We start from the raw sequence: 26,650 nt of genomic DNA on the forward strand, positions 1-26,650 counted from the left end.
GATTTTGCTAAAAAATAGCGAAAATCTTGTTAGAAATGGATTAATATCATCTGATAATATCATAAAAACAATTTCACTAATAGAGGGTAATAATGAACACACATTTATCTTGTGACTGTCAGCCTATTGCTGAGGTGGGTATTTTAGGTGGGCAGATCACGCAATTTCAATTTAAATTATCCCAACCCTGTCAAAATATTGAGATTAAACAATTAAAAGTCGCTATTTTAAGTGAAAATACGGATAATAAATGGGAAGGGTTAGAAATAACCACCTATCATTTTGATAAAATTAAACAATATTTACTGGTATATGTGAAGAAAGATATTTTCTGCCAGAAAACCAAGTTACTCAAATTCCTAGAACAAGAATTTAAGCAACAAATATGTCATATTCAATTTAATATTTCATTTGATCTCGTTGTAGATAAAGTACATTCTACTATTTCAAATCAACAGATTAAGATGCAGCCTATTAGAGTGTTGGAAGTCGAAAAATTCATCACCTCTACCTTTGATGATCTTCACTATAACTTATATCAACCAGAACCTAATAATGTTAAGCATCCGCTCATCATTTGTTTACATGGTGGTGGAGAAGGGGGAATGAATGGATGCCATATTATTGCAGATAAAATGGTAACTTCTTTCTTACAACCAATACATCAAAAACAATTTGATTATCCCTATATATTAGCTCCCCAATGCCCATCATATTGGTTAGATGAATTTAAGTTTAAACAAAATAGATATTATGGTGTACGGGATTATACCGACACCTTGGTAAATCTAGTTAAAGAGATTATTCAGAAATATAATATAGATACAAGTAGAGTTTATGTTATTGGTGCATCAATGGGAGGATATCAGGCTTTACGTTTAATATCTTGTATGCCAGATTTGTTTTGTGCTGGCGTTATCTGTTGCCCAGCAAAAGTGCCGCTCTCCCATCAGTTAGATACATTAAAACATATTCCTTTATGGTTTATTCATAGTCAGCTAGATGATACCGTTCCTATTCAACATACCAATGCGATTGTAAATTATCTACAATCACACAATGACAATATTGAAAAAACTGATTATGCGAAAGTGATTATTCAAGATAGAGAGATAGATCCCCATTGTGTTTTTCTAGATCTTTATGAAGATCACATTAGCAATAAAAAATTATCAGTCTTTCAATGGCTTGCCTCTCAACACAAGGAGTAACTTATGAAAAATATCAACCCAGTGATCTACATTTCTATGATAGCTGCATTAGGCGGATTTTTATTCGGCTTTGATACCGCAGTAATTAGTGGCACAGTGGAATCAATTCGTAGTGCAGAATTTGGTTTTGCTCTCTCTTCAACAGAATTAGGATTTGCAGTCGCATCCGTTTTATTTGGTTCTGCTGTTGGTGCTTGGTATGCAGGCTTAGGTGCGATAAGATTTGGACGAGTTAAAGTCATGCTAGTGGCGTCCGTACTTTTTTCTATTTCAGCTGTCGGCTCTGCCTTAGCGGTAGGTTTATGGGATTTCTCCTTATGGCGATTTATTGGTGGATTAGGTGTTGGTATCGCTGCCGTTATTGCACCTGCTTATATTGCTGAAGTTTCCCCAGCACATTTACGAGGAAGATTAGGCAGTTTACAGCAACTAGCCATAGCGATTGGTTTACTTACTTCTTTTATTTCTAATTATCTTTTAGCCAATGCAGAACATTCTCCAAATGCTACCTTGTGGGGTGGCTTGCTCGCTTGGCGTTGGATGTTACTCGTTGAAGTCTTTCCTGCTGTGCTTTATGGTGTAATGGCATTAAAACTACCTGAATCACCACGTTATTTAGTGAGTAAAAATAAATTGACACAAGCCAAACAGGTTTTAGTTGATTATACGGGAGAATTAAATCCTGATGATAAATTACAACAAATTAAACAAAGTTTAGGTAATGTAGATGACATCGTTTCAATTCGTCATGTGCTATCCAAGAAAACAGGCTTTGTTCCCGTAGTCTGGGTGGGAATTTGTTTTGCTTTTGTTGCTCAATTTACGGGGATTAATATTATTCTCTATTATGCTTCATCACTTTGGAGTGCTGTTGGATTTTCACAATCGCTTTCTTTTGCGGTCCCTATTGGCACAACCATCATCGGTGTATTAATGACGATTGTAGGGATGTTGTTTATTGATAAATTAGGTCGCCGTAAATTACTCTTAATTGGCTCTATTGGTATGGGTATTTCTTTATGGATTACGGGGATTATTTTTACCAATGCGACACAAGGTGAAAGTGGGCTTGTTTTATCTCCTGTACTATCTTGGGCTGCATTGGTTAGTGCACATTTGTTTTATATCTTTTTCTGTTGCACTTGGGGACCTGCATTATGGGTTGTGTTAGGGGAGATTTTCCCGAATGCGATTAGAACAACTGGGCTTGGTGTGGCGACTTGTGCAAACTGGATAGGAAATGTTATTGTGACTTGGACATTTCCTCCAATGCTTCAATACTTTGGTTTAGCACCAACTTATTTCTTTTATGGTATTTGCTGCATTGGATCATTTTTTATGGTCAAATATCTTATCCCTGAAACCAATAATAAAGAATTAGAAGATATGTCATATGGAATTAGTCAGTAATTTTTAGATTCTAGAATTGGTGCCCCCTACCGGACTTGAACCAGTGACCAAGCGATTATGAGTCGCCTGCTCTAACCGACTGAGCTAAGGGGGCATAGTGATGAGTTGAATATTGTAAAGTGCGGTGATTATATGCAAAACTGTGAACTAAGTCTAGTTTTTCAAAAATATTCTGTACTATTTGCAGAATTTTTAGCAATTTTATAGATGATTGTAGTATGATTTCTTTTATGCACAAAAAGTGCGGTGAAAAATAGTCATTTTATTTTTTAAGGAGAACTATAATGTTTATCGGTAATTTAACTAACCTAGATTATGCTCGTGGCTTACCAAAAGTCATCATCGATGTATGCGAACATTTAAAAACGTTGAATTTAGCAGGACTAGAAAATGGTCGTCACGATTTAACGGACGACATTTATATGAACGTGATGTCACCAGAAACAGGTGCATCAGAAAGCAAAAAGGCGGAATTACACCACGATTATATTGATGTGCAACTGTTAATTGAAGGTGCAGAAAATATTGAATATGGTATTGCTACGCCGGATTTATCATTGTATGAAGAATACCATGCAGATGACGATTATCAGCTGACCGAGAGTGAATTTGCTGACAAAAATACCCTTCTGATGCGTCCCAATATGTTTGTTGTATTCTTACCTTACGAACCGCATAAACCTTGCGTAAATGTTGATGGTAAAGTGGCTAAATTGAAAAAACTCGTAGTCAAAGTGCCGGTTAAATTACTTTAGTTTTTAAATGAAAGGATTATTCTTACGTATTGTAGCGAGTATCGCATTATTGTTGTGGGCAATAGATATGGTTTTCCCTTGGCAACAAATAATGCGATCCGAGTCCAATCACTATATGGATATTCAGAAAAATAAAACCTTGGTTGTTGGCACCGTCAACAACCCTGTTTCTTATTTTATTGATGGTAATGGTCAAAGTGGCTTAGAGTATGAATTAAGTAAAGCCTTTGCGGATTATCTTGGGGTAGAATTAGAAATGAAACCCTTGGAAAATAGTGCTGCACTATTTGATGCGTTAAGTAAAAATGAAATTAATATTGCAGCCGCTAATTTGTTGTATCAACCCCAAAAAGCAGATAATTTTCAGCTAGGTCCATCCTATTATTCCGCCTCTTGGCAACTGGTTTATCGCAAAGGGCAAACCCGTCCGAATTCATTAAATCAATTAAAAGGCTCGTTAGTGATCGCCAGCGGATCAGAATTGGATAATATTTTACAAGAAAAGCAAGCCAGCAATCCCAAATTAACTTGGTCAGTGAGTAAGAAAGAAAATCAAGAAGAATTATTATTACAAGTCGCAGATGGCAAAATTGCTTATACTATTGCTAATTCTGTTGATGTGTCAGCAATTCAGCAAGTAAAACCCGAAATTGCAGTGGCGTTTGATGTGACCGATGAATCCACAGTGCATTGGTATTTGCCGAACAGCTCTTATAATGAATTACAGGCTGCCCTGTTAGATTTTATGAATGGTGCGATTGAGAATGGTTTAATTGCGCGTATTGAAGAAAAATATTTTAATCACTTTACTAAATTTGATTATGCAGATATGCGTTCCTATACCAATGCCATTGAAAATATTTTACCTAAATATACCGCACTTTTTGAAAAATATAAGGGAGATTTAGACTGGCGACTACTTGCTGCCATCGCTTATCAAGAATCCCATTGGGATAAAGATGCCACATCCCCTACTGGCGTGCGTGGTATGATGATGCTAACCAAAGCCACAGCGGAACGTATGAAAATTATCGATCGAACCGATCCCGAACAGAGCATTAAAGCCGGTTCAGAATATTTACATTGGCTCATTTCACAAGTGCCAGATAGTATTCCCCAAGAGGATCGTATTTGGTATGCTTTAGTAGGCTATAATATGGGGTTAGGTCATTTGCTTGATGTTCGCCGTTTAACTAAAAATCTAGGTGGCAATCCTGATAATTGGTCTGATGTAAAAAATAATCTACCGCTATTAGCCGAAAAGCGTTATTACAGTAATTTAAAATATGGTTATGCACGTGGTTATGAAGCCTTTCAATATGTAGAAAATATCCGCCGTTATATGAATAGTATTATTAATTACCACCGCGTACAAGAAAATCAAAATAATGAAAATCAACTGCCCGAACAGGTTGACCCACTAGAAAAGGAATAATTATGGCCGTAAAACGTAAATCACACTTAAAAAAAACCAATAAATCCTTTGCCGAACAAATTCGCAGAACGGCACGTATTCGACGTTTAAGATTGTCAAAACATCGCATTGCAATGCGTCATGCTCTAGTTTTTCATTCGCAACAAGAAAGTTAATTCTTTTTCACCGCACTTTTTTAAAGTGCGGTCTTTTTCTACTCAATTTCTACTTGAATTCCCCTAAGATTGCTGTATAATTCGCTCCCTACAGTCACATCCTATTTTCGTTCCTTGCTTCCGCAAGATTGGTGACTGGTCTTACCGTCGGAGGCTGATTAACCCGTAAGGAGCAGTAATGCGTCACTACGAAATCGTATTTATGGTTCATCCGGACCAAAGCGAACAAGTACCAGGCATGATTGAACGTTATACAGGTTCTGTAACAGAAGCTGGCGGTCAAGTTCATCGCTTAGAAGATTGGGGTCGCCGTCAATTAGCTTACCCAATCAACAAATTACATAAAGCACATTATGTGCTAATGAATGTAGAAGCGCCTCAAGAAGTAATCGACGAGCTAGAAACAACATTCCGTTACAACGACGCTATTCTTCGTAACGTAATTATTCGTACTAAGCACGCCGTAACAGAAGCGTCCCCAATGGTTAAAGCAAAAGACGATCGTCGTCCAGCTTTAGCTGAAGTTGAAACCAACGATTTTGAGGATGCTGAGGAGTAATTTGAACATTGATAATCGTTTATCGTTAATCGGCACTGTCGCTGATTTACCCAAACGATCGAAAAGCCCGAATGGTATTGAACATTGTCGATTTTATTTAGAACATCGTTCCGAACAAATCGAAGTTGGACTAAAACGTCAAGCATGGTGCAAAATACCAATCCAAATTAGTGGCAATCAATTAATTCAACTCACTCAAAGCATTACGGTCGGCAGCCAATTATTGGTAGTGGGCTTTATTAGCTCACATAAACAAGCCAACGGCTTAAACCAATTAGTATTGCATGCCGAGCAAATCGAATTTATAGATTAGGAGACTAGCCAAATGGCACGTTATTTCCGTCGTCGTAAGTTCTGCCGTTTCACAGCGGAAAATGTAGTAGAAATCGATTATAAAGATATTCCTACATTAAAGAACTATATCACAGAGAGCGGCAAAATTGTCCCAAGCCGTATTACCGGTACTCGTGCGAAGTATCAACGTCAATTAGCCCGTGCAATCAAACGCGCTCGCTATTTAGCGTTACTTCCATACACTGACAATCATCAGTAATTAAGGAGAACACGGTAATGCAAGTAATTCTTTTAGATAAAATTGTTCACCTAGGTAACGTAGGTGATCAAGTAAATGTTAAATCAGGTTTTGCACGTAACTATCTAATCCCACAAGGAAAAGCTGTTATGGCAACCAAAGCTAACATTGAACACTTTGAAGCACGTCGTGCTGAATTAGAAGCAAAAGCAGCTGCAAATCTAGCGGAAGCACAAGCTCGTGCAGCACAAATCACCGCATTAGAAACAATCACTATCGTTTCTAAAGCAGGTGACGGCGGTCGTTTATTCGGTTCTATCACCACTCGTGATGTAGCTGAAGCGGTAACGGCAGCTGGCGTGAAAGTAGAAAAATCAGAAGTTCGTTTATCCACAGGTCCTTTACGTACCATCGGTGATCACGACATTCGTTTCCAACTTCACGGTGAAGTATTCGCAGCGTTAAACGTAATCGTTGTTGCAGAATAATTGTTTAGATTGAATGAAAACCCAGCTATGCTGGGTTTTTTTATCACAACATGATTATCCTAGCTGCATTATCGGTACCCGATCAAGCGTAGCCTCATTCACTGCTACTAAATAATCCGGCACGCCATTATTCTCGACGACAGTGCGATGAAAACAAACAAAATTAGTATCTAATCCTTTTATCTCTTTTGAATTTTCAAAAAAATTGTTTTTCTGATAACGATTAGAAACAAACCAATAACAAGAATAATCAATGGATTCCAAGTATCTTTTAGTAGATATAATAGAATCACTATGAACCTCAATAAAAATAACCGGTTTATGTTTTGCAATTGTCTGTTCTGCACCTGCTAAGACTTTCAAATCAAACCCTTCAGCATCAATCTTTAATAACCGCAATAATGTCAGTTTCTGAATTTCGGGATGACTATCTAAAGTGATTAAGGATATTGTTTCCCGATGCACTTCACCAGCAAACTTACCTTCAGTACTAAATCCTTTATCAATGGAAAAACTGCCATAATTCCAATCTGTTTGATAATCTGATGCTTCAATCTCGGTGTTTACACATTCATCACTCACACCTTGATTATAGCAATAAACATTTAACAAATTATTTAACGTGATATTACAACATAAATGCTGAAAAACGATACGTTGCGGTTCAAAGCAAAATAATCTACCTTTCGGAATAAATTGAGCAATCGGCACAGCATGCATCCCCTGATTTGAGCCGACTTCAATAACATTATCATGCGAATCCAATAACTTACCAAATAGTATCACCTCAAGCTCAGACCATTCGCCATACTCTGTAGCCCAAAAACTAATTAAATCATGGGGTAATAATTTAAAATTACCATGCCTTAATTTTAGTACGGGAATAGGCTCATTGATTGATTGATTGATTGATTGATTGATTGATTGATTGATTGATTGATTGATTGATCATTCATTATATGTCCTATATTATACTTGTCAACGCTGTAGTTATATTACGCTATTATGCGTGCAAATAGAATAAAATAATCCATCAAAGTGCGGTTTATTTTGCCCCATTTTTCTATGAATCTGCTAAAATACGGTCACTTCTTTTATTCAACATTATTCAACAATTATGAGCTTATTAAATATATTAATTTATCCTGATGAACAATTACGAACCATTGCAGAACCTGTCACTGAATTTAATGACGAACTACAAACCTTTATCGACAATATGTTTGAAACTATGTATGAACACGAAGGGATCGGACTGGCAGCAACACAAGTGAATGTACATAAACGTGTGATTACCATTGATATTGAAGGAGATAAAGCCAATCAGATCGTATTGATCAATCCTGAAATTTTGGAAAGTTCGGGTGAAACGGGTATTGAAGAAGGTTGTTTATCCATTCCAGGTTTTCGTGGATTAGTGCCTCGCAAAGAAAAAGTTACGGTCAAAGCATTGAATCGTCAAGGTGAAGAATTTACCTTTGAAACAGATGGGTTATTGGCAATTTGTATTCAACATGAAATTGATCACTTAAATGGCGTGTTATTTGTAGATTATTTATCGCCCCTCAAGCGTAACCGTATTAAAGAGAAATTAGTCAAATTACAAAAACAAATTGCACGGGGTAATGCTTAAACTTAAGCAAAAAACACCGCACTTTCTCATCAAAAAGGGACGAACATCAACTATTCGTCCCTTATCAAATTTTTCTCTTTTTTATTCGAAATGATGAAATAATTTTTATAAAAATATACCGTTTATAAAAACCCTAATAGGCATAAAATAAAATTAAAATCTTTTGCTTAATTCCAAATAAACCTGATGTTTATCATAGGTATAGAAAACGTGATTACTTTTGGTTTTATGATAACTATAGGTTAAACGTGGGGTAATGCCTTTGTAATGGAAAGCTCGATGCCAAACGGAAACCGCTGCGCCGTATTCCTTATTACGTTGCGTAATATTAAAAATTGGCATCGGTCCTTTATAATGCTTTTGTCCATAGTTTAAATTCACGCGGGTCGATAAACCTTTGCCCCATTCTTGTACCCAACCTAGATTGATGGCTCGGCGAATATAGCTGTCATCTATATCTCGGGTACCGGTGCGATTGTAGCTTAAATTAACATACCAATATTGTTGGGCGTTGCGTACATAACTTAAGCCAGTGGAAATATAATGGGTATTACCATTGAGATGCTTACGATCAGTGTAACGTTGTTCACTATATAAGTAATTTGCTCGCCATTGCCATTTTGGGTTGAGCCAATAACTAAAGCTCAGAGTACTACCACCAGATTTAGAGAAACGTTTCAGACTTTCGCTTTTTTCACGCCCACCCGCATAAAGTGTCTGTTCCAGAAAAGGAATTAGACTCAAATCGGAACGCCCAGTTTGATAACCCAAACCAAAGCCTTCGTGCATGGTCATTTCATTAAATTTCTTGTTATTCCAATAATATTTACCATACAGAGAAAGATCTAACTGGTGATAAAACCCATTGCCCCACGACCATTTTTTGCTCGCATCAAAGTTGTAACCAACTCCTTGTGCCGATTCCCGTTTAGGTGACGTCCAGTTACCGTAGGTTGTACCAGATTTTGGGGCGTTATTAATGTTCGGATCATTTAAATAGGTAAAACCCCCTCCAAAACTCCAACGATCTTTCTGGTGAATAGCATTAATATAGGCATCAATTAAACCAGCGACAGAAGGAGCAAGATTTTCACTACGTAATTTTTCAAATTGCCCTTCAGCAGCATCATATTCTTTATTTTCAAATAATACCGTAGCTAATTGTAAACGGATCGGCAAAATATCGTTTCTATCTGCCAAAATCTCACGGTATATGCGGATAGACTGATTATAATTCTGCTCTTTTTTCGCCAAAATAGCTTGTTGCCACTGCGTTAACAAGGGATCGTGCCATCTACTATCAATTTTCTGATAAATAGGATATAAAATAGCCACTATCTCTGCATTACCTCGCGTTAATGCAGGTATCAAGGCGCGAATTACTAATTCGGGGTGTTTAGCCAATTCTTCTTTACTAATGGATAAAGAGTGTGTTTCAGTTTGTTGGACGGGTTGTTTGCCCGGCTGTATTTGTTCTGACTGAATTTGTTGATCAAAACTATTATCTCTCACACGTTGGTCATCAAAACGGCGATTAATCTCAAATTGTTGTTGATCTGGCGAGCGTTCTTCTGCTGCCAAAGCAAGGGTCGGAAATGCGGCTACAAATGCCAAAGCGAAAGTGGACTGCAAAAATGATTGCTGTTTCATTGTCTATCCTTAATATTTTATAATGCGAATAGTTTACATTTATTTAACTTTTAGTGCAAACCGAACTGCAATTTAATCGTTTTTAATAAATAATTAAATTTAGTTGCATCCTATAGAAAGAAAACGCTATTATTTAACCTATTAACTCTCAACATAGCGTAGCACATTAATCTTATGCAAAAATTAAACATTATTTTCGCAGGCACACCCGATTTTGCCGCACAACATTTACAAGCATTATTGAATTCCCAACACAATGTCATTGCTGTCTATACCCAATCCGACAAACCTGCGGGACGGGGCAAAAAACTACAAGCCAGCCCAGTAAAACAACTTGCCGAACAGCATCATTTACCAGTTTATCAACCAAAATCCTTACGTAAAGAAGACGCTCAAGTTGAACTGGCAAGTTTAAATGCAGATGTCATGGTGGTGGTCGCTTATGGTTTAATTTTACCTTTAGCGGTATTACAAGCACCTAAATTCGGTTGCTTAAATGTACATGGTTCGATTTTACCCCGTTGGCGAGGTGCAGCCCCCATTCAACGTGCTATTTGGGCGGGCGATAAACAAACTGGTGTAACAATTATGCAAATGGATATAGGGTTAGACACGGGTGATATGTTGCATAAAGTCTATTGTGATATTGCACCGCAAGAAACTTCCGCTAGTCTGTATCATAAACTGGCAGAGCTTGCTCCAGCAGCATTGATCGAGGTGTTAGATAACTTAACTAACGACAAATTTTTACCAGAAAAACAAGATGATAGCCAGTCAACTTACGCAGATAAATTAAGCAAGGACGAAGCTCAATTAAATTGGCAATTATCCGCTGAACAGTTGGAACGCAATATTCGAGCGTTTAATCCTGCTCCAGTCGCATTTTTGATCCTCAACATCAATGATGTGCAAGAGCGAGTAAAAATTTATCAAGCCAATGTATTACCGCATCAAGATAAAACCGCTGGTACTGTACTAGCTGTTGATAAAAAAGGGGTACAAATTGCGACTACGCAAGGTGTGTTGAATATTACCCAACTGCAACCTTCTGGCAAAAAACCGATGTCAGTACAAGATTTCCTAAATGGACGTGCCGACTGGTTTAAAGTAGGTGATGTGTTATGAAAATGCCAAAAAATTCGCCAAAAAACACCGCACTTTCAAGCCGAATCATGGAAGTCAGAGCGGTTTCTGCACAGGTCATTTTGCAAGTATTCGATCAGGGTAAGTCCTTATCGGCTTTAATTCCTGAAATCCAAAGCCAAGTAAAAGCTCAGGATTTACCATTATTGCAAGAAATCTGTTTTGGCATTTGCCGAGTGTTGCCACGTTTAGAATGGATTATTCGTTTATTGGTAGATAAGCCGTTAAAAGGGAAAACTCGCATTGTGCATTGTTTATTGTTGGTAGGATTATATCAAATACTCTACACCAGAATTCCTGCTCATGCGGCAATTAATGAAGTGGTGAATGCCACTAAAATACTCAAATGTGAGAGTTTCCGTGGGTTAATTAATGGCGTATTACGTCGTTTCTTACGAGAACAAGATGAAGTCTTAACAGTAGTCGATAAACACTGGCAGACCAATCACCCTGAATGGCTAGTGAATAAATTGAAGAAAGCCTATCCAAACTGGCGTGACATTATTGCAGCAAATAATCAAAAACCACCGATGTGGATTCGTGTTAATCCGCAACATTGCACAGCGAAAGACTATCAGCAGCTACTATTAGCGGAAACCGAGTTAGTCAGTTTTACTGATAATAATCCTTATGCCTTACGTTTGGCTCAACCAACTGCGGTGCAAAAATTACCTTATTTTGCAGATGGTTGGGTAACAGTACAAGATCTACACGCTCAATGGTCAGCCATTTTACTGGGTGGACAAAATGGCGAATTGATTTTAGATGCTTGTTCTGCTCCAGGGGGAAAGGCTACTCATATTTTAGAACTGGCTCCGCAGGCTAAAGTGGTGGCATTAGATGTCGAGCAGAGTCGTTTAAAACGTGTGGAAGAAAATTTAGCTCGCTTACAACAAAAAGCCTTGGTGATTTGTGGTGATGCAAGTCAGCCTGAACAATGGTTGCCACAGGTAGCAAAGTCTATTATCGGCAAGCAAACTGCGGTGCAATTTGATCGAATTTTATTAGATGCCCCTTGTTCTGCCACTGGGGTCATTCGCCGTCACCCTGATATTAAATGGTTGCGTCAAGAAAATGATATTGATCAGTTAGTTCAACTACAGAAAAAAATTCTCACTGCACTTTGGGCGAAGTTAAAACCAAATGGGATCTTGCTTTATGCGACTTGTTCCGTGCTACCCGAAGAAAATAACCAACAAATTACACAATTCTTAATAGAAAATAGAGATGCGAAGCTGGAAGCATTGCCATTTGATCAAATTGATGGTGAAATTGGTATGCAATTTTTACCAACAGAATTAGGTGGAGATGGGTTTTATTATGCGAAATTAAGGAAAATTTAGTTTTCCTATCTCAGCGTTTCGCCCAGATTTTCCGTGTTGAGAACGAAAAAAAAATGAGAAAACCCCGAAATTATTCGGGGCTCTTTTTAACATCTAATCAGAAATTATTTTTTTAATAATTCACGAATATCAGTAAGTAATTCTTCAGTTGTAGGACCTGCCGGTGCGGCTTCCACCGGTTTTTTCAATTTATTGATGCCTTTTACCATCATAAAAATAGCAAATGCAATGATAATAAAATCAAATATATTTTGAATAAATAAACCGTAGTTTAAGGTGACTGCTGGAGTTTCACCCACTGCCTCGGCTAACACAATTTTTAAATCTTTGAAATCCACGCCGCCCGTCAAAATACCTAATACCGGCATCACGACGTCAGCAACTAATGAACTCACAATTTTACCAAATGCACCACCGATGATCACACCGACAGCCATATCCACGACATTGCCACGCATAGCAAATTCACGAAATTCTTTCATAAAGCTCATAAATCTTTTTTTCCCTGTTGTTAAGTTGAATGTTAAAAGAGAGCGTATTATATAAATTTTAAACGTTTTGTATAGCTTTTTGTTTATTTTTTAGATAAAAAGTGTCGTCGGTTGAAACAGTTTCTCAATTTCGGAAACCTGTTTTTTATCCGCAAGGTAAACCACCACATGATCTTTTTCCTGAATAATCAGATCCTTGCGTGCAATAATCACTTCGCCACCACGCAATACTGCCCCAATTAGGGCACTATTTGGTAATTTTAGTTCACTGACTTTGCGACCGATAATATTTGAACTGGTTTCATCTCCATGCATAATGGCTTCCAACGCTTCGGCGGTACCATGACGAAGTGATGCAACATGAATAATATCCCCTTTACGTACATGTCCTAATAATGCAGAAATGGTCGCTTGTTGTGGAGACACGACAATGTCCACTGCCCCCCCTTGAATCAAGTTGATATATGCCATGCGTTGAATCAATACCATGACTTTTTTAGCCCCAAGTCGTTTGGCCAGCAACGCGGACATAATATTCGCTTCATCATCACTGGTTAAGGAAATAAACACATCCATATTCTCAATTTGTTCTTCAAATAACAAACCGTGATCGGATGCATCGCCATGAAAAACTAAGGTATTAGATAATTTTTCGGCTAATTGTGCGGCGCGTTCTGCTTTACGTTCAATTAATTTAACAGTGCAACTGTGTTCTAATTTTTGCGCCACACTTAAACCAATATTTCCCCCACCGGCAATCATCACTCGTTTATATGGGCGTTCTAGGCGTTGTAACTCTGACATCACTGCTTTGATATGTTCTGTCGCACAAATAAAAGTGACTTCATCACCAGCTTCAATAATGGTTGAAGCCTGAGGGCGAATGGCTTTATCTTGACGAAAAATAGACACGATACGACAATCAATATGAGGTAAATGCTCACGTAAAGCAGAAATTGCATAACCCACTAACGGACCACCATAATAAGCCTTACACACCACCACACTAATTTGTTTATTGGCAAAATGTGCAACTTGTAATGCCCCCGGATAATCAATCAAATGAACAATATCTTCGGTGACTAAATTTTCCGGTGAGATAATATGGTCAATAGGAATCACATCCGGCTGGAATAATCTTTCTTTTTCTCGTAAATACTCAACATTGCGAATACGTGCAATTTTAGTCGGGGTATGGAATAAGGTATAGGCAATTTGGCTGGCAACCATATTCGTTTCATCTGAATTGGTCACCGCCACTAACAAGTCTGCATCCATTGCACCCGCTTCACGCAACACGCTAGGAGATGATGCGGAGCCTGTTACTACTCGAAGATCATGCTTATCTTGTAAGCTAATCAGACGTTCCTGCTCATTATCAACAAGAGTTATATCATTATCTTCGCTCACTAAATTCTCTGCTAGTGTTGTTCCTACCTGTCCGGCACCTAGGATAATTATTTTCACGGTTGTTCCTATTTTCGTTTAATACTACGCGTTATATGCAAACAAAAAACGCTCTCGGCTGAGAGCGTTTATTATATTATTTTTTCGCTTTAAGTACACGTAATGCAAAAATCACGATACCTGCAGTAAACACCATTAATCCGAGAATCTCGCCAGTACTCCCCCAGTTTTCTAGACTTAACGCCAACGGTGCATCTGAACCACCAGAGGTTACCGAGCCTGCAATAATAAAGGCAAGCAATACGCCGATTAAACTTTCACCAACAATTAAACCGGCAGCAAATAAGGTGCCGTAACGTTCTGCTTTTTTCTTCATTTCAACGGCATTGTTGCCAGTACGTTTTGCATAACTGTCTAAATGACGATTAATTAACCAAGCTAAAACCGCTCCAACTACAATCGGTGCATTCACTGACGGAGGTAAATAAATCCCCATACCAACTGCTAATGCGGGTAAAGCAAAACGATTATTGGATGATTTTTTTAATAAGCTATCAATAATAATGAAAACTACGCCTAAACCGATACCAAAGAAGATATAACCCCATTCTAAATTATGCGAGAAAATACCGTTTGCAATGGTCATCATCAATGTTGCTTGTGGTGCAGAAAGGACTTGACTTGGATCCATACCTTCACGTGGAATTGCACCAGTAAAGCCATAAGAATAATAGAGAATATCAAGCACTGGCGCGATGACTAAGGCACCTACAATCACCCCGATAATTAACGCAACCTGTTGACGCCAAGGCGTGGCTTCAATTAAATAACCTGTTTTTAAATCTTGTAAGTTATCGTTAGAAATCGCTGCGGTACAGATTACGATAGAACAGCTAAATAAGGTTAATGCTGTTAAGAATTTTTGACCTTCAGCCGTATCTAATACACCGGTAGATGACCCGATTAACATCAACACAATCGCCGTAATAACGACCGAAATAATACCGATACCAGAAATTGGACTAGATGATGAACCGACCAGACCCGCCATATAACCACAAGCTGCAGCCACTAAGAAACCGATCACAAAAGCCAATAGCGTACAAACTACAATTAAGCTAATCGCTACTGCGGGTTCAATGCTGACTGGTTCTAAGAAACTATATAATGCCAATACAATCAATACCACCGAAATAATGCTGATATAAATCATCGCTTTAGGTGATAAATCTTGCGTAGTGCGGTCATTATTTTTGAAGTTTGGATCTCTTAATGCACGGAATGACTGGATCATGCCCTGTGCCATCGGTTTCATTAACACTAAGAGTGTCCAAATTGCCGCAATACCGATCGTTCCTACGCCGATAAAACGTACTTTACTTTTCCAAATACCGATCGCATAACCGACCATATCAGCATCTACCGGCATTGGAGAGGAAGATGTGAAATACGGCACTGCTACGCCCCAAGCAATGAAGATGCCGAGTAAAATCGCAATACCACCCACGATACCGACCAGATAACCCGCACCTAATAATGCCAATGAAAAACCCATTGGTACTTGAAAAATTGCATTACCGCCTTTAAACCAAAGGCTTGCACTATCAGCAATGACACGCAATCCGTTAGTCGCAAAGCCTACAATTGCGGCAATCATACCACCGGTCGCAATTTCCTTAATACCACTATCTGCGGAATGATCATCACCGGCCTTGAGAATTTCAGCGGCAGCAACCCCTTCCGGATAAGGCAAATCACTTTTGACCACCATGACATGACGCAAGGGTACAGTAAAAATAACCCCTAATACCCCACCTGAAATACAGATCAATAGGGTTTGCCAGAATGGAAAACCTTGCCAATAACCTAGCATTAACATAGCTGGCAACACGAAAATTACCGAAGATAAGGTACCCGCAGATGAAGCTTGGGTTTGTACCATATTATTTTCAAGAATATTGGCATCTTTGAAAAATTTTAATACCGCCATGGAAATCACGGCAGCTGGAATGGATGACGCAAAAGTCAATCCTACTTTTAATCCTAAATAGACATTTGATGCGGTAAAGACAACTGTAATTAACGCACCAAGAATAGTTCCCCTAAGGGTCAATTCCTTTAATGATTGTTGATTTGTTAACATTAATTTATTCCTTAAATTATAAAAAACCTTTTTATATTACTGCAATTTATACTCAAAAGGAAAGAGACAAATACCGACATATAAAATAACGTACATTTTATTAGAAAATATTCTATTTTATGATTATTTTTTATAATTTATTCAAATAATCACGTAAAGAATAAATAGCAACTAAATTTCTACTCTCACCAAATTCATGATTGTTGATTAATTCATCTAATTTACTTAACGGGAAACGCACAATTTCTAATGGTTCGGGTTCATCTCCATCCAATTTTGATGGATAAAAATCTCGAGCAACTAAAATATGCATGGTATTTTTCATAAACGTCGGATTTGAATAGACCGTGCGTAAATGAATAAATTGCTTTGCTCCTAAACCCAGCTCTTCTTGTAATTCTCGATTGGCACTTTGTTCGGGTGTTTCACCTTGTTCCATGCCTCCTTTACAAAATCCGAGTTCATAATGCTCTGTTCCTACTGCATATTCACGCATCATCAGCAAATCATCACCATCAATCGGTAACACCATGACTGCCGCTCGTCCAGACGGCTTAAAACGTTCATAAGTGCGGTGAATACCATTAGAGAATTTGAGTTCAACGGTTTGAATGGTAAACAAACGAGATTGGCAAGTAGTGCTAATATTCAAAATTTCAGGTAATTTCTTTTCAGAAAATAATTTCATTTGATGATCTCTTGTTTTACAAAAAATAAGAATCAAGATACCATAAACGCATCACAGATTTAAGGGAAAATCATGACAAAGTGTAAATCAACCAAATTACAGCATGAACAAGATAAAGATGATGATGTTCGTCTAGATAAATGGTTATGGGCGGCTCGTTTTTACAAAACTCGTTCCATTGCCAAAGAAATGATTGACGGAGGCAAGGTGCATTATAATGGTCAACGCACTAAACCGAATAAAACGGTGGAAATAGGTGCTACCATTAAATTACGTCAAGGCAACGAAGAAAAAGAAGTAAAAGTCACCGCACTTTCTACCCAACGCCGTGGTGCGCCCGAAGCTCAATTACTGTATAGCGAAACGGAACAAAGTGTTATAGCTCGGGAAAAAATAGCAGTAGCTCGTAAAATGAACGCTATGCCACATCCCGAGCGTCGCCCCAATAAAAAAGAACGCCGTGAGTTAATTCACTTTAAGCATCAGGACGATACCTTGTAAAAAAGTGATTCAACCTCATATAGCGAACAAGATCAACAAAAGTGCGGAGAAAAACACCGCACTTTTACATAAGGAATAAAAAATTACATGACTGATTATACAAAAGACAATGATAAACTCTACCGCTATTTGTTTCAAAATCGTGCCGTACGTGGCGAATGGGTGCGGTTAAATCAAAGTTTTAATGAAACTTTAAACACCCATCAATACCCCAAAGCCGTACGAAATTTACTCGGTGAAATGATGGTTGCCACAACTTTATTGACTGCCACATTGAAATTTAACGGCAATATTACCGTGCAAATTCAAGGTGATGGACCTCTTAAACTGGCGTTAGTCAACGGCACAGATAGCCAACAAATTCGAGCCTTAGCTCGTTTGCAAGGGGATATTTCTGATGATATGAACTTACATCAGATGATTGGTAAAGGCGTGTTAGTAATTACCATCGCCCCAACTGATGGCGAACGTTATCAAGGGGTTATCGCTTTAGACAAACCAACCCTTACTGAATGTTTAGAAGATTACTTTGCACGTTCCGAACAATTACAAACGCAATTAATTATTCGTACTGGTGAATTTGACGGCAAACCAGTTGCAGCAGGAATGTTGTTACAGATTATGCCTGATGGTCAAGGATCGCCAGAAGATTTTGAGCATTTAGCCACGCTCACCGCAACCATAAAAGATGAAGAAATTTTTGGTTTAACCACTGAAGAAATGCTTTATCGTTTATACCACCAAGAAAGCGTAGAAATTTATCCTGCTCAGAACATCAAATTCCATTGCGGCTGTTCGGCAGAACGTTCCGGATCCGCATTAATGTTAATTTCTGATGATGAAATTGATGAGATTCTGGCTGAACATCACGGTAGCATTGATATGCAATGTGAATGTTGTGGCACCCATTATTTCTTTAATAAAGAGAAAATCGATCAATTAAAAGCCAATAACCATTAGCTTTACATTAAGAGTTAATCAACCATAACATGATATCTAATCTCGTACATCAAGACGAGATTTTTTATCAAATTAAAAAGGCTAAGTCCTATTAATACAGAACTTAGCCCTTAACTTATCTATTTATGTTAAGCGATTACCATTGGTAACCAATACCTACACCACCAGAGTAGTGTCCTTCGCTATTGGCAGTACCATTCAATTTGATAATAACCTTACCATTATCACTTGCTCTTGAATAACCAATTGCGAGAGCAGATGCACCACTGTATGCACCACCTGCAGCAGCGACCATGGATTTACCCGGTATATAAACCTGTGGTAAGGCAGACGCTGCAGCAGCATTGGCACCGATACCACGAACACGCTTATCTAATTTAGATACACGTTGATCAAGTTTACTTACACTTTGTGACACATTTTTAAGCTGGCTCACATTCACTGCATCAGTATCTCCGATACCCGGTGCTACATTTGTAATACGAATAGGAGAAGAACCATCAGAACCTGCAATATTAATGGCTTTACCATGGGAATCTTCGGTTGTACCTATTGTTGCTGTATTACTACCTTTACCTACCGTCACAGTTTCAGTCGTCACTTTTTCAAATGTCGGCTTCAATGAAGTTGCAATGGAAATATTTTTGCCATCTTGTGTAATCGCAATGTTATTCCCTGCTTTCACACTCACCGTATCACCCATCGCCACTTTAGCCGTTGCATTTCCAGTTACCGTACCGGTTGAACCTTCAACTACACCTGTTGTCACATTCCAACCCTTAGCGACTTCATTGCTTAGATTGGTCACATTTTCATTAGTTTGATATAACTGGCTACCATTTACTGCATCAGTGCTGGTTGGTAAAAGCTCGCCTTTATCCAGATGAGTAATTTTTTGGTTGCCTGCGTTGATACCACTTTTTGTAACGCTTGGGCCACCAGTAATGGTTAAACCATTATCAGTTACCGTGGTATTGCCAGCAGTTAAACCCTCTTTAGTTAGTTTAACATTATCGCCAACTTTAACACCATCGTTATTAATAGTGGTATCACCAACTTTAACAGATCCGTCAGAACCTAAATCAAGATCTTTTGCAAGATCAAATGTCACGTTATTTTTGTCATTTTTAATAACAAGATTACCATCAGTATTGGTTAATGAGACAGTGTCATTCGGTTTTACTGTTGAATCATTCGTACCATCTGTTAGTTTCCATCCAGCATTAGCTGTAGCATTTACTACCTCTAATTGATCAACATTAACCGCATCAGTACCATCTACACCAGCTTTTACATTAGTAATGGTGTTATTACCGTTGTTCAGACCTTTATCGGTTAAACTCACAGAGTCTTTACCCTTTGGTGTAATAGTAAATCCATTACCATCAATAACCGATTTCCCATTGCTGGAAATAAAGGTGGCGTTAGTTAAGTCTTGTAACGCTTTCGCCATTTTGATAATAAGTTCACCATTTTCATTATCTACACGTAAGTTTTTATCAGTAACTGCGGCATTAGTGTCTAAATTACCTTTAATTGACAATGTCTCATTTAATTTCTTAGCAATAACTTGACCTTTATCACCAACAAAGTATAAACCATCGTTTAAGGTTGCGACTTCTTCTGTTGTACCATCTGATTTCTCATAAGTAATACGAGTTTTATTCTCTTCGCCATTAAGATCATTGCCTGCAATACCTTTTGTACCATTTGCAACCGTAATTGTCGCATTTGTACCGTCTTCAGCAATAATGCTAATCGAGCCGTCTGTACCATCTAAGCTGATTGAACCCGCTTCTCCAGAAGAGCCTACGGTAACGGTGGCATTTCCAGCATCAAGTTGAATTGCTGTATCGCCATCTTGATTGACGACCTGAACGTTACCACTGCCATTATTTTTACCGCCAATCGTTACGTCATTACCTAAACCAATTTCGAATTCTTTCGATGTACTATTAACTGTGGTTGTAATACCGTCTTTACCAACAACTTTGACCGTTGTACCTAAATCTTGTTTAAGTGGATTACCATTGTCATCGGTTAGACCAAAACCACCGCCTGCTGTTGCGTTAGTCACATTATGAATGGAATCTTTTAAGTCTCCAACATTTACAGCATTTGTTAATGTATCGCCTGTTGCATTAGCAAGGGTAACTGGCGAACCGTCAGTATTCTTGACTAGACCACTTGATACATTAGTAATGGTGTTATTACCGTTGTTCAGACCTTTATCGGTTAAACTCACAGAGTCTTTACCCGTTGGTGTAATAGTAAATCCATTACCATCAATAACCGATTTCCCATTGCTGGAAATAAAGGTGGCGTTAGTTAAGTCTTGTAACGCTTTCGCCATTTTGATAATAAGTTCACCATTTTCATTATCTACACGTAAGTTTTCATCAGTAACTGCGGCAGTAGTGTCTAAATTACCTTTAATTGACAATGTCTCATTTAATTTCTTAGCAATAACTTGACCTTTATCACCAACAAAGTATAAACCATCGTTTAAGGTTGCGACTTCTTCTGTTGTACCATCTGATTTCTCATAAGTAATACGAGTTTTGTTATTTCCGCCATCAAGATCATTGCCGTCAATACCTTTTGTACCATTTGCAACCGTAATTGTCGCATTTGTACCGTCTTCAGCAATAATGCTAATCGAGCCGTCTGTACCATCTAAGCTGATTGAACCCGCTTCTCCAGAAGAGCCTACGGTAACGGTGGCATTTCCAGCATCAAGTTGAATTGCTGTATCGCCATCTTGATTGACGACCTGAACGTTACCACTGCCATTATTTTTACCGCCAATCGTTACGTTATTACCTAAACCAATTTCGAATTCTTTCGACGTACTATTAACTGTGGTTGTAATACCGTCTTTACCAACAACTTTGACCGTTGTACCTAAATCTTGTTTAAGTGGATTACCATTGTCATCGGTTAGACCAAAACCACCGCCTGCTGTTGCGTTAGTCACATTATGAATGGAACCTTTTAAGTCTCCAACATTTACAGCATTTGTTAATGTATCGCCTGTTGCATTAGCAAGGGTAACTGGCGAACCGTCAGTATTCTTGACTAGACCACTTGATACATTAGTAATGGTGTTATTACCGTTGTTCAGACCTTTATCGGTTAAACTCACAGAGTCTTTACCCGTTGGTGTAATAGTAAATCCATTACCATCAATAACCGATTTCCCATTGCTGGAAATAAAGATGGCGTTAGTTAAGTCTTGTAACGCTTTCGCCATTTTGATAATAAGTTCACCATTTTCATTATCTACACGTAAGTTTTTATCAGTAACTGCGGCATTAGTGTCTAAATTACCTTTAATTGACAATGTCTCATTTAATTTCTTAGCAATAACTTGACCTTTATCACCAACAAAGTATAAACCATCGTTTAAGGTTGCGACTTCTTCTGTTGTACCATCTGATTTCTCATAAGTAATACGAGTTTTATTCTCTTCGCCATTAAGATCATTGCCTGCAATACCTTTTGTACCATTTGCAACCGTAATTGTCGCATTTGTACCGTCTTCAGCAATAATGCTAATCGAGCCGTCTGTACCATCTAAGCTGATTGAACCCGCTTCTCCAGAAGAGCCTACGGTAACGGTGGCATTTCCAGCATCAAGTTGAATTGCTGTATCGCCATCTTGATTGACGACCTGAACGTTACCACTGCCATTATTTTTACCGCCAATCGTTACGTTATTACCTAAACCAATTTCGAATTCTTTCGACGTACTATTAACTGTGGTTGTAATACCGTCTTTACCAACAACTTTGACCGTTGTACCTAAATCTTGTTTAAGTGGATTACCATTGTCATCGGTTAGACCAAAACCACCGCCTGCTGTTGCGTTAGTCACATTATGAATGGAACCTTTTAAGTCTCCAACATTTACAGCATTTGTTAATGTATCGCCTGTTGCATTAGCAAGGGTAACTGGCGAACCGTCAGTATTCTTGACTAGACCACTTGATACATTAGTAATGGTGTTATTACCATTATCCAAACCAGTATCAGTTAAACTCACATTAGCTTTACCGTCATTAGTAATCGTAACACCATTTTTATTGATTACCGTTTTATCCTTATCACTACCAAATGTTGCACTGGTTAAATTGGTTAATTCTTTGGCTAATCTAATTTCCATTGAGTTATTATCTGTTACGATAACACCAATGTTTTTATCTGTTTTAGTGGTTAATTTAGATGCTTCTGTCTCACCACCCGTAATATCAATAGCTTGATTTGAATTACGAGAAATGACATTTGTATCTGCATTTTGAGTTACATTGCCACCGTCTTGGTTGCTAAGAGCTGAATTATCACCAGCAAAACGCAATGGACGCGTTAAGGCGTATAACTGACTACCATTAATCGCATCAGTGCTTGCACTAGTTACTAAACCGGCTGCCACATTTTGAACACGGCGTTCTTGTCCAACTGCACCCACTGTCACTACACCTGTTGGTGTCGAGCCTGCAAAAGTGTAGGTTGCACTGTTATCAACAATACTAGCATAGGAATCCATGCCTTTAGTGCTTGTGCTTGTGCTTGTGCCACTCGCTACATATGCAGAAGCATTACCTAAATAAACAGAATTCTGTAGGGTAGCCGTGACATTATTACCTAAAATAAAGTAATCTGATCCCGATGTGTTAAGGGTATTATTGGCACCAATAATAGATGAATCGGTGATTTCTACTTTTTCAGTTGACGCAGCATCATCAATTTGTGCCACTGTATTATTATGACCGTAAACAAATAAACCACTTAAATCCTCGGCTAGTTTTTCGCCACTACTAATGGTATTGCCATAACCCGTCACATAAATATCTTTTAAGTTATTCACTGGCTTAGCACCACCTGGGGTCGCTGTAGTCACATTACCAATAGTGTTCAAATTACCCACAACGCGAGTATTTTCAGATGTTTGTAATATATTGTCGTTACCGAAAACACCACTTTCTTTCGCAGTAATACCACTATTCATATTACCCACAGAATAAGTGCCTGAACCACTAACTGAAGTGGTATTAGCTGTAGTGCCATCTCCGGCATAACCAATACTACCTGAATTTGTTCCGCTTACTTTTTGGTTTGTACCAAAAGCAATTGAATTAGTACCGGAAGCTTGTGCTGTTGTACCGATAGCAGTAGAAGATGTGCCTGTTGCATTTGCTTCGCTACCAAAAGCATTACTTGTTAGACCGGTAGAACGAGCTCGATCACCGATTGCATTGGCTTTTTCGGCAGAAGAAACCGCATAATAACCAAGCGCTATTGCACGATCTACATTTTCTGTTGTCGCATCTTTAGTTGAAGTGGAAGCAAGTGAACCAATCGCAATAGAGTTATTCCCTTCGGAACTCGCCCCCGCACCAATAGCCATATTGTATTGAAATACTTGAGAACCACTAATTGTTTTTGTTTCACTCGGTTTAGCAACACCATCATCTAACGCGGCAGACCCTTCATATTTGCTACCAATCGCAATAGAACCTGTACCTTGAGCAGTAACATAGTTACCTATCGCAATGCTATTATCGCCACTAGCTAAAACTGCTTGACCCGCTGCTAAAGAAACATTACCTGTGGCACCATTATTATTATAGTTACCTAATTCAGATCCGTTTACCTTCGTACTGAAATAATGGGTTTTCTCTTTATTAATTTCACTTCTCAATTGACCCAAATTAACAGCATCATCAGCAAGAACACCGTCAGCTACGCTACCAATAATCGTTTTCTGCTTATCTTTATTGAGTGTAATGCTGTTGTTTCCTGCCTCTCTTGGAATAACGTCATAATTAATACCTGAACCAGCCGTAATTGAAAGTGCACTAATGTTTGCATTGACTTTATTGTAAACATCATCAGATACCCGTTTCAATTGAGCTACTGTAACTGCATCTGAATCATCAGCACCATCAGCAACATTAACAATACGGCGTGAAAGATTATCATTACCTACAGATACAACCGTATCAGAAACATTTCCAGTTAAATAACCCTCTCTTGATTTAGTTGCTGCTACCGATGTAGAACCTAGAGCAACGTTATCTACGCCAGAAGCATTGGAATTTAAACCTAAAGCAAGAGATTGGCTACCACTTGCATTAGCACCATAACCCACAGCTACTGATTTTTCACCCGTTGCATTAGCGGTATAGCCCAAAGCCGATGAACCTGAACTGGCTGTTGTTAACGCACCAAGTGCAGTAGCAAATTGAACATTAGTTTGAGTTGAATAAGAATTGGCTTTTGTACCAATAGCAACATTATCACCTAAGGACTCATCACTTCCAACAATGTTCATACCTGCTTCGGTACCAACGGCGATATTACCTTTACCGCGTACATTAGAACCTGCTTGTTTACCAATAGCAATATTAAGTTGACCATCAACATTTTCACCAGATAATTCACCAATATTAATATGGGAATTTTTAGTGCCAGATGTACCAGCCTGTTGCCCTTTACCGGCATTTAAACCAATAGAAATAGTTTTAGATGCCGCTGATGAAGCACTATCACCAATTGCCACGCCACTTGGAGCAGAAGCAGTTGAGTTAGAACCAATTGCGGTGGCACTAGCTCCTCCTGCTGTTGCCGATGAACCCACTGCGGTGGATGCTACACCACTCGCCGTTGTATTAGGACCAACAGCAACTGCTGTCGTCGCTGCTACTTTCGCATTATCACCAATAGCTATAGCAGAATCAGAAGATTTTTGTACCTCAGCCTTATTACCAATAGCGATAGCACTACTACTGGCTATCGTTCGAGCCGAAGTTCCCATTGCAATGCTATCAGTTGCAAATGCTTTTTCAGCATCCTTATTAGCCGTTAATGCATCTTTACCGATGGCAATATTACTATTACCACGCCCTGTTGCATTATCACCGATTGCAATGGTACTTTCCCCATCTCCAACAACAGCGTCGCTGGCACCATCATACGCCAAATCACCAGTTGGCTTTGTACCGACACGGGAATCACTACCTATCGCGATACCTTGTTCAGCACTATTTTCAACTTTTGCATTTCCCCCAACAGCAACGGAATCATTTGCTTTAGCGCTGGTATTCGCCCCTGTCGCTACGGAATTATTGCCCGTTGCCCAAGCATTAGAACCAAGTGCGGTTGAATTCACATGAGTTGCATGAGCTTGATGACCTACTGCTACGGCTTTAGATGCATTTGCAATCGCTTCCGGACCCGCCGCTAAAGCGTTATCACCTGTTGCCTGAGCATCAGCTGCCGTAGACTTTACACGGAAATATTTAATCCCGGAATAAGTAGAGGTTAAACCGAGAGTATTAACCGAAGCATTTAAGGTATCAAATAATTTTTTATTTGCAATTACTGTATTATTCAATGTGTTAAGTTCGGTTTTATCTGCTTTTGTGCTATCTAAAGTTGTAACTTTCGTATTTAAATTATTTAAATCTGTTTGACTCGCCTTGGTTGCTACCGTATCTGTTAGCACCTTTACCTCAGATTTATTAGCTTTAGTATCTACTGTATCTTTTAATATTGTTAAATCACTTTGGTCTGCTTTATTATCAACTTTATCTGATAATATAATTAAATCTGTCTGATTAGCTTTACTGGAAATATCCGTTTCTAAAGTAGAAATCTTATTTGAAATATTAGTGCCATTAACTGTTAATGAATCGGTTGTAATACCGCCATTAAATGTGGCCGCACCTATAAAAGTTGAAGTTCCTGTAACAGATGCTGTTCCTGATACAATAAGATCGTCGGCATTGACATCTCTCGCTGTCGCATAAAATGGTGACATGAACAAAACCGTTAATGCCGCTATTTTATCTAATTTAAAAGGTAAACCGAATTGCGTTGTGGTATTCGTTATGGATGAAACCGGTGTAGCCGTTTTAATAGCGTTAGTTTTTCCTCTGGAGCTGGCTAATTCAGAAACTGCAATAAAAGCATTCGCCACTTGACTCCAAATGACTTTATAAATATGGTTCATAATACACACCTAAATGTACGTAATCTTATACTTCAAGTCTTAACCTACTACCCTAATCGTTAACACCGAATTTCGATAAGCATTACTATTTTGTTTATAACGACAAGCATTAGCTTTAACTAAGCTTTATCA

Annotated in this window: 21 protein-coding genes and 1 tRNA gene; 14 read left to right on the plus strand and 8 right to left on the minus strand. The window is 38.4% G+C overall.

Annotation, left to right across the window (positions count from 1 at the left end):
- Nucleotides 1–92 precede the first annotated feature (92 nt).
- Complete coding sequence (locus tag O1Q79_RS07370) at nt 93–1,211, plus strand: alpha/beta fold hydrolase (RefSeq protein WP_386691382.1); 1,119 nt, start codon at nt 93–95, stop codon at nt 1,209–1,211.
- A 3-nt stretch (nt 1,212–1,214) separates the two neighbouring features.
- Nucleotides 1,215–2,621 (plus strand): sugar porter family MFS transporter, encoded by a 1,407-nt coding sequence (locus tag O1Q79_RS07375; protein ID WP_386691384.1) that lies wholly within the window; start codon nt 1,215–1,217, stop codon nt 2,619–2,621.
- A 17-nt stretch (nt 2,622–2,638) separates the two neighbouring features.
- Here the strand turns inward: O1Q79_RS07375 and O1Q79_RS07380 are convergent.
- Nucleotides 2,639–2,715, minus strand: a tRNA-Ile gene (locus O1Q79_RS07380).
- A gap of 190 nt (nt 2,716–2,905) precedes the next feature.
- Here O1Q79_RS07380 and nanQ point away from each other — a divergent pair.
- From nanQ to rplI, 7 genes are all read left to right on the plus strand, one after another.
- Nucleotides 2,906–3,376 (plus strand): N-acetylneuraminate anomerase, encoded by a 471-nt coding sequence (gene nanQ, locus O1Q79_RS07385; RefSeq protein ID WP_386691386.1) that lies wholly within the window; start codon nt 2,906–2,908, stop codon nt 3,374–3,376.
- Between the two features lie 7 nt (nt 3,377–3,383).
- A complete protein-coding gene (mltF, locus tag O1Q79_RS07390) occupies nt 3,384–4,811 on the plus strand; it encodes a membrane-bound lytic murein transglycosylase MltF (protein ID WP_386691388.1) in 1,428 nt (475 codons plus the stop codon).
- A gap of 2 nt (nt 4,812–4,813) precedes the next feature.
- Nucleotides 4,814–4,966, plus strand: a complete 153-nt coding sequence (locus O1Q79_RS07395; protein ID WP_386691390.1) for a hypothetical protein — start codon at nt 4,814–4,816, stop codon at nt 4,964–4,966.
- Nucleotides 4,967–5,144: 178 nt separating this feature from the next.
- On the plus strand, nt 5,145–5,525 hold the full coding sequence (gene rpsF, locus O1Q79_RS07400; RefSeq protein ID WP_386687615.1) for a 30S ribosomal protein S6: 381 nt from the start codon (nt 5,145–5,147) through the stop codon (nt 5,523–5,525).
- A complete protein-coding gene (gene priB, locus O1Q79_RS07405; RefSeq protein WP_386687617.1) occupies nt 5,512–5,838 on the plus strand; it encodes a primosomal replication protein N in 327 nt (108 codons plus the stop codon). Before rpsF ends, priB begins: the two co-directional genes overlap by 14 nt.
- 12 nt (nt 5,839–5,850) lie before the next feature.
- Nucleotides 5,851–6,078, plus strand: a complete 228-nt coding sequence (gene rpsR / locus O1Q79_RS07410; protein WP_100288780.1) for a 30S ribosomal protein S18 — start codon at nt 5,851–5,853, stop codon at nt 6,076–6,078.
- Between the two features lie 17 nt (nt 6,079–6,095).
- Nucleotides 6,096–6,545 carry a 50S ribosomal protein L9 gene (gene rplI, locus O1Q79_RS07415; protein WP_386691392.1) on the plus strand — a complete coding sequence of 150 codons (450 nt, stop codon included), beginning with the start codon at nt 6,096–6,098 and terminating at the stop codon, nt 6,543–6,545.
- 54 nt (nt 6,546–6,599) lie between these two features.
- Here rplI and O1Q79_RS07420 read toward each other — a convergent pair whose 3' ends face one another.
- On the minus strand, nt 6,600–7,331 hold the full coding sequence (locus O1Q79_RS07420; RefSeq protein ID WP_386691394.1) for an FkbM family methyltransferase: 732 nt from the start codon (nt 7,329–7,331) through the stop codon (nt 6,600–6,602).
- Nucleotides 7,332–7,662: 331 nt separating this feature from the next.
- Here O1Q79_RS07420 and def point away from each other — a divergent pair, with 331 nt between their 5' ends.
- Nucleotides 7,663–8,178 carry a peptide deformylase gene (gene def / locus O1Q79_RS07425; RefSeq protein ID WP_386691396.1) on the plus strand — a complete coding sequence of 172 codons (516 nt, stop codon included), beginning with the start codon at nt 7,663–7,665 and terminating at the stop codon, nt 8,176–8,178.
- A 153-nt stretch (nt 8,179–8,331) separates the two neighbouring features.
- Here the strand turns inward: def and O1Q79_RS07430 are convergent, their stop codons facing one another.
- Nucleotides 8,332–9,828: a porin family protein gene (locus O1Q79_RS07430; protein WP_386691398.1), complete on the minus strand. Its 1,497-nt coding sequence runs from the start codon at nt 9,826–9,828 to the stop codon at nt 8,332–8,334.
- Between the two features lie 174 nt (nt 9,829–10,002).
- On the opposite strand from O1Q79_RS07430, the gene fmt reads away from it, so the two are divergent.
- Together fmt and rsmB are read left to right on the plus strand one after the other, a co-directional pair.
- Nucleotides 10,003–10,953 carry a methionyl-tRNA formyltransferase gene (fmt, locus tag O1Q79_RS07435; protein ID WP_386691400.1) on the plus strand — a complete coding sequence of 317 codons (951 nt, stop codon included), beginning with the start codon at nt 10,003–10,005 and terminating at the stop codon, nt 10,951–10,953.
- The gene (gene rsmB, locus O1Q79_RS07440; RefSeq protein WP_386691402.1) at nt 10,950–12,314 is read left to right on the plus strand and encodes a 16S rRNA (cytosine(967)-C(5))-methyltransferase RsmB; all 1,365 of its coding nucleotides are present in this window, start codon (nt 10,950–10,952) and stop codon (nt 12,312–12,314) included. The genes fmt and rsmB overlap by 4 nt, the downstream gene beginning before the upstream one ends.
- Nucleotides 12,315–12,418: 104 nt before the next feature.
- Here rsmB and mscL read toward each other — a convergent pair whose 3' ends face one another.
- The 4 genes from mscL to nudE all read right to left on the minus strand — a co-directional run bounded on the left by mscL (nt 12,419) and on the right by nudE (nt 17,043).
- Complete coding sequence (gene mscL / locus O1Q79_RS07445; RefSeq protein WP_386691404.1) at nt 12,419–12,805, minus strand: large-conductance mechanosensitive channel protein MscL; 387 nt, start codon at nt 12,803–12,805, stop codon at nt 12,419–12,421.
- A 90-nt stretch (nt 12,806–12,895) separates the two neighbouring features.
- Entirely contained in the window at nt 12,896–14,272 is a 1,377-nt protein-coding gene (gene trkA / locus O1Q79_RS07450; protein WP_386691406.1) for a Trk system potassium transporter TrkA, read from the minus strand.
- Between the two features lie 76 nt (nt 14,273–14,348).
- A complete protein-coding gene (locus O1Q79_RS07455; RefSeq protein ID WP_386691408.1) occupies nt 14,349–16,355 on the minus strand; it encodes an OPT family oligopeptide transporter in 2,007 nt (668 codons plus the stop codon).
- A 130-nt stretch (nt 16,356–16,485) separates the two neighbouring features.
- Nucleotides 16,486–17,043 carry an ADP compounds hydrolase NudE gene (gene nudE, locus O1Q79_RS07460; protein ID WP_386691410.1) on the minus strand — a complete coding sequence of 186 codons (558 nt, stop codon included), beginning with the start codon at nt 17,041–17,043 and terminating at the stop codon, nt 16,486–16,488.
- A gap of 72 nt (nt 17,044–17,115) precedes the next feature.
- On the opposite strand from nudE, the gene hslR reads away from it, so the two are divergent.
- Together hslR and hslO are read left to right on the plus strand one after the other, a co-directional pair.
- On the plus strand, nt 17,116–17,544 hold the full coding sequence (hslR, locus tag O1Q79_RS07465) for a ribosome-associated heat shock protein Hsp15 (RefSeq protein ID WP_386691412.1): 429 nt from the start codon (nt 17,116–17,118) through the stop codon (nt 17,542–17,544).
- Nucleotides 17,545–17,631: 87 nt separating this feature from the next.
- Complete coding sequence (hslO, locus tag O1Q79_RS07470; protein WP_386691414.1) at nt 17,632–18,504, plus strand: Hsp33 family molecular chaperone HslO; 873 nt, start codon at nt 17,632–17,634, stop codon at nt 18,502–18,504.
- Between the two features lie 136 nt (nt 18,505–18,640).
- On the opposite strand, the gene O1Q79_RS07475 is transcribed toward hslO, so the two are convergent.
- Nucleotides 18,641–26,518, minus strand: a complete 7,878-nt coding sequence (locus O1Q79_RS07475) for a YadA-like family protein (protein ID WP_386691416.1) — start codon at nt 26,516–26,518, stop codon at nt 18,641–18,643.
- Nucleotides 26,519–26,650 lie beyond the last annotated feature (132 nt).

This window comes from Lonepinella sp. MS14434 (assembly GCF_042468235.1).
GTDB lineage: Bacteria > Pseudomonadota > Gammaproteobacteria > Enterobacterales > Pasteurellaceae > Lonepinella.

Bases quoted from the DNA above. Each gene is read 5' to 3' on its own strand.
- O1Q79_RS07370 (WP_386691382.1), top strand. From the start codon at position 93: ATGAACACACATTTATCTTGTGACTGTCAGCCTATTGCTGAGGTGGGT.
- O1Q79_RS07375 (WP_386691384.1), top strand. From the start codon at position 1,215: ATGAAAAATATCAACCCAGTGATCTACATTTCTATGATAGCTGCATTA.
- nanQ (WP_386691386.1), top strand. From the start codon at position 2,906: ATGTTTATCGGTAATTTAACTAACCTAGATTATGCTCGTGGCTTACCA.
- mltF (WP_386691388.1), top strand. From the start codon at position 3,384: ATGAAAGGATTATTCTTACGTATTGTAGCGAGTATCGCATTATTGTTG.
- O1Q79_RS07395 (WP_386691390.1), top strand. From the start codon at position 4,814: ATGGCCGTAAAACGTAAATCACACTTAAAAAAAACCAATAAATCCTTT.
- rpsF (WP_386687615.1), top strand. From the start codon at position 5,145: ATGCGTCACTACGAAATCGTATTTATGGTTCATCCGGACCAAAGCGAA.
- priB (WP_386687617.1), top strand. From the start codon at position 5,512: ATGCTGAGGAGTAATTTGAACATTGATAATCGTTTATCGTTAATCGGC.
- rpsR (WP_100288780.1), top strand. From the start codon at position 5,851: ATGGCACGTTATTTCCGTCGTCGTAAGTTCTGCCGTTTCACAGCGGAA.
- rplI (WP_386691392.1), top strand. From the start codon at position 6,096: ATGCAAGTAATTCTTTTAGATAAAATTGTTCACCTAGGTAACGTAGGT.
- def (WP_386691396.1), top strand. From the start codon at position 7,663: ATGAGCTTATTAAATATATTAATTTATCCTGATGAACAATTACGAACC.
- O1Q79_RS07430 (WP_386691398.1), bottom strand. From the start codon at position 9,828: ATGAAACAGCAATCATTTTTGCAGTCCACTTTCGCTTTGGCATTTGTA.
- fmt (WP_386691400.1), top strand. From the start codon at position 10,003: ATGCAAAAATTAAACATTATTTTCGCAGGCACACCCGATTTTGCCGCA.
- rsmB (WP_386691402.1), top strand. From the start codon at position 10,950: ATGAAAATGCCAAAAAATTCGCCAAAAAACACCGCACTTTCAAGCCGA.
- mscL (WP_386691404.1), bottom strand. From the start codon at position 12,805: ATGAGCTTTATGAAAGAATTTCGTGAATTTGCTATGCGTGGCAATGTC.
- O1Q79_RS07455 (WP_386691408.1), bottom strand. From the start codon at position 16,355: ATGTTAACAAATCAACAATCATTAAAGGAATTGACCCTTAGGGGAACT.
- nudE (WP_386691410.1), bottom strand. From the start codon at position 17,043: ATGAAATTATTTTCTGAAAAGAAATTACCTGAAATTTTGAATATTAGC.
- hslR (WP_386691412.1), top strand. From the start codon at position 17,116: ATGACAAAGTGTAAATCAACCAAATTACAGCATGAACAAGATAAAGAT.
- hslO (WP_386691414.1), top strand. From the start codon at position 17,632: ATGACTGATTATACAAAAGACAATGATAAACTCTACCGCTATTTGTTT.
- O1Q79_RS07475 (WP_386691416.1), bottom strand. From the start codon at position 26,518: ATGAACCATATTTATAAAGTCATTTGGAGTCAAGTGGCGAATGCTTTT.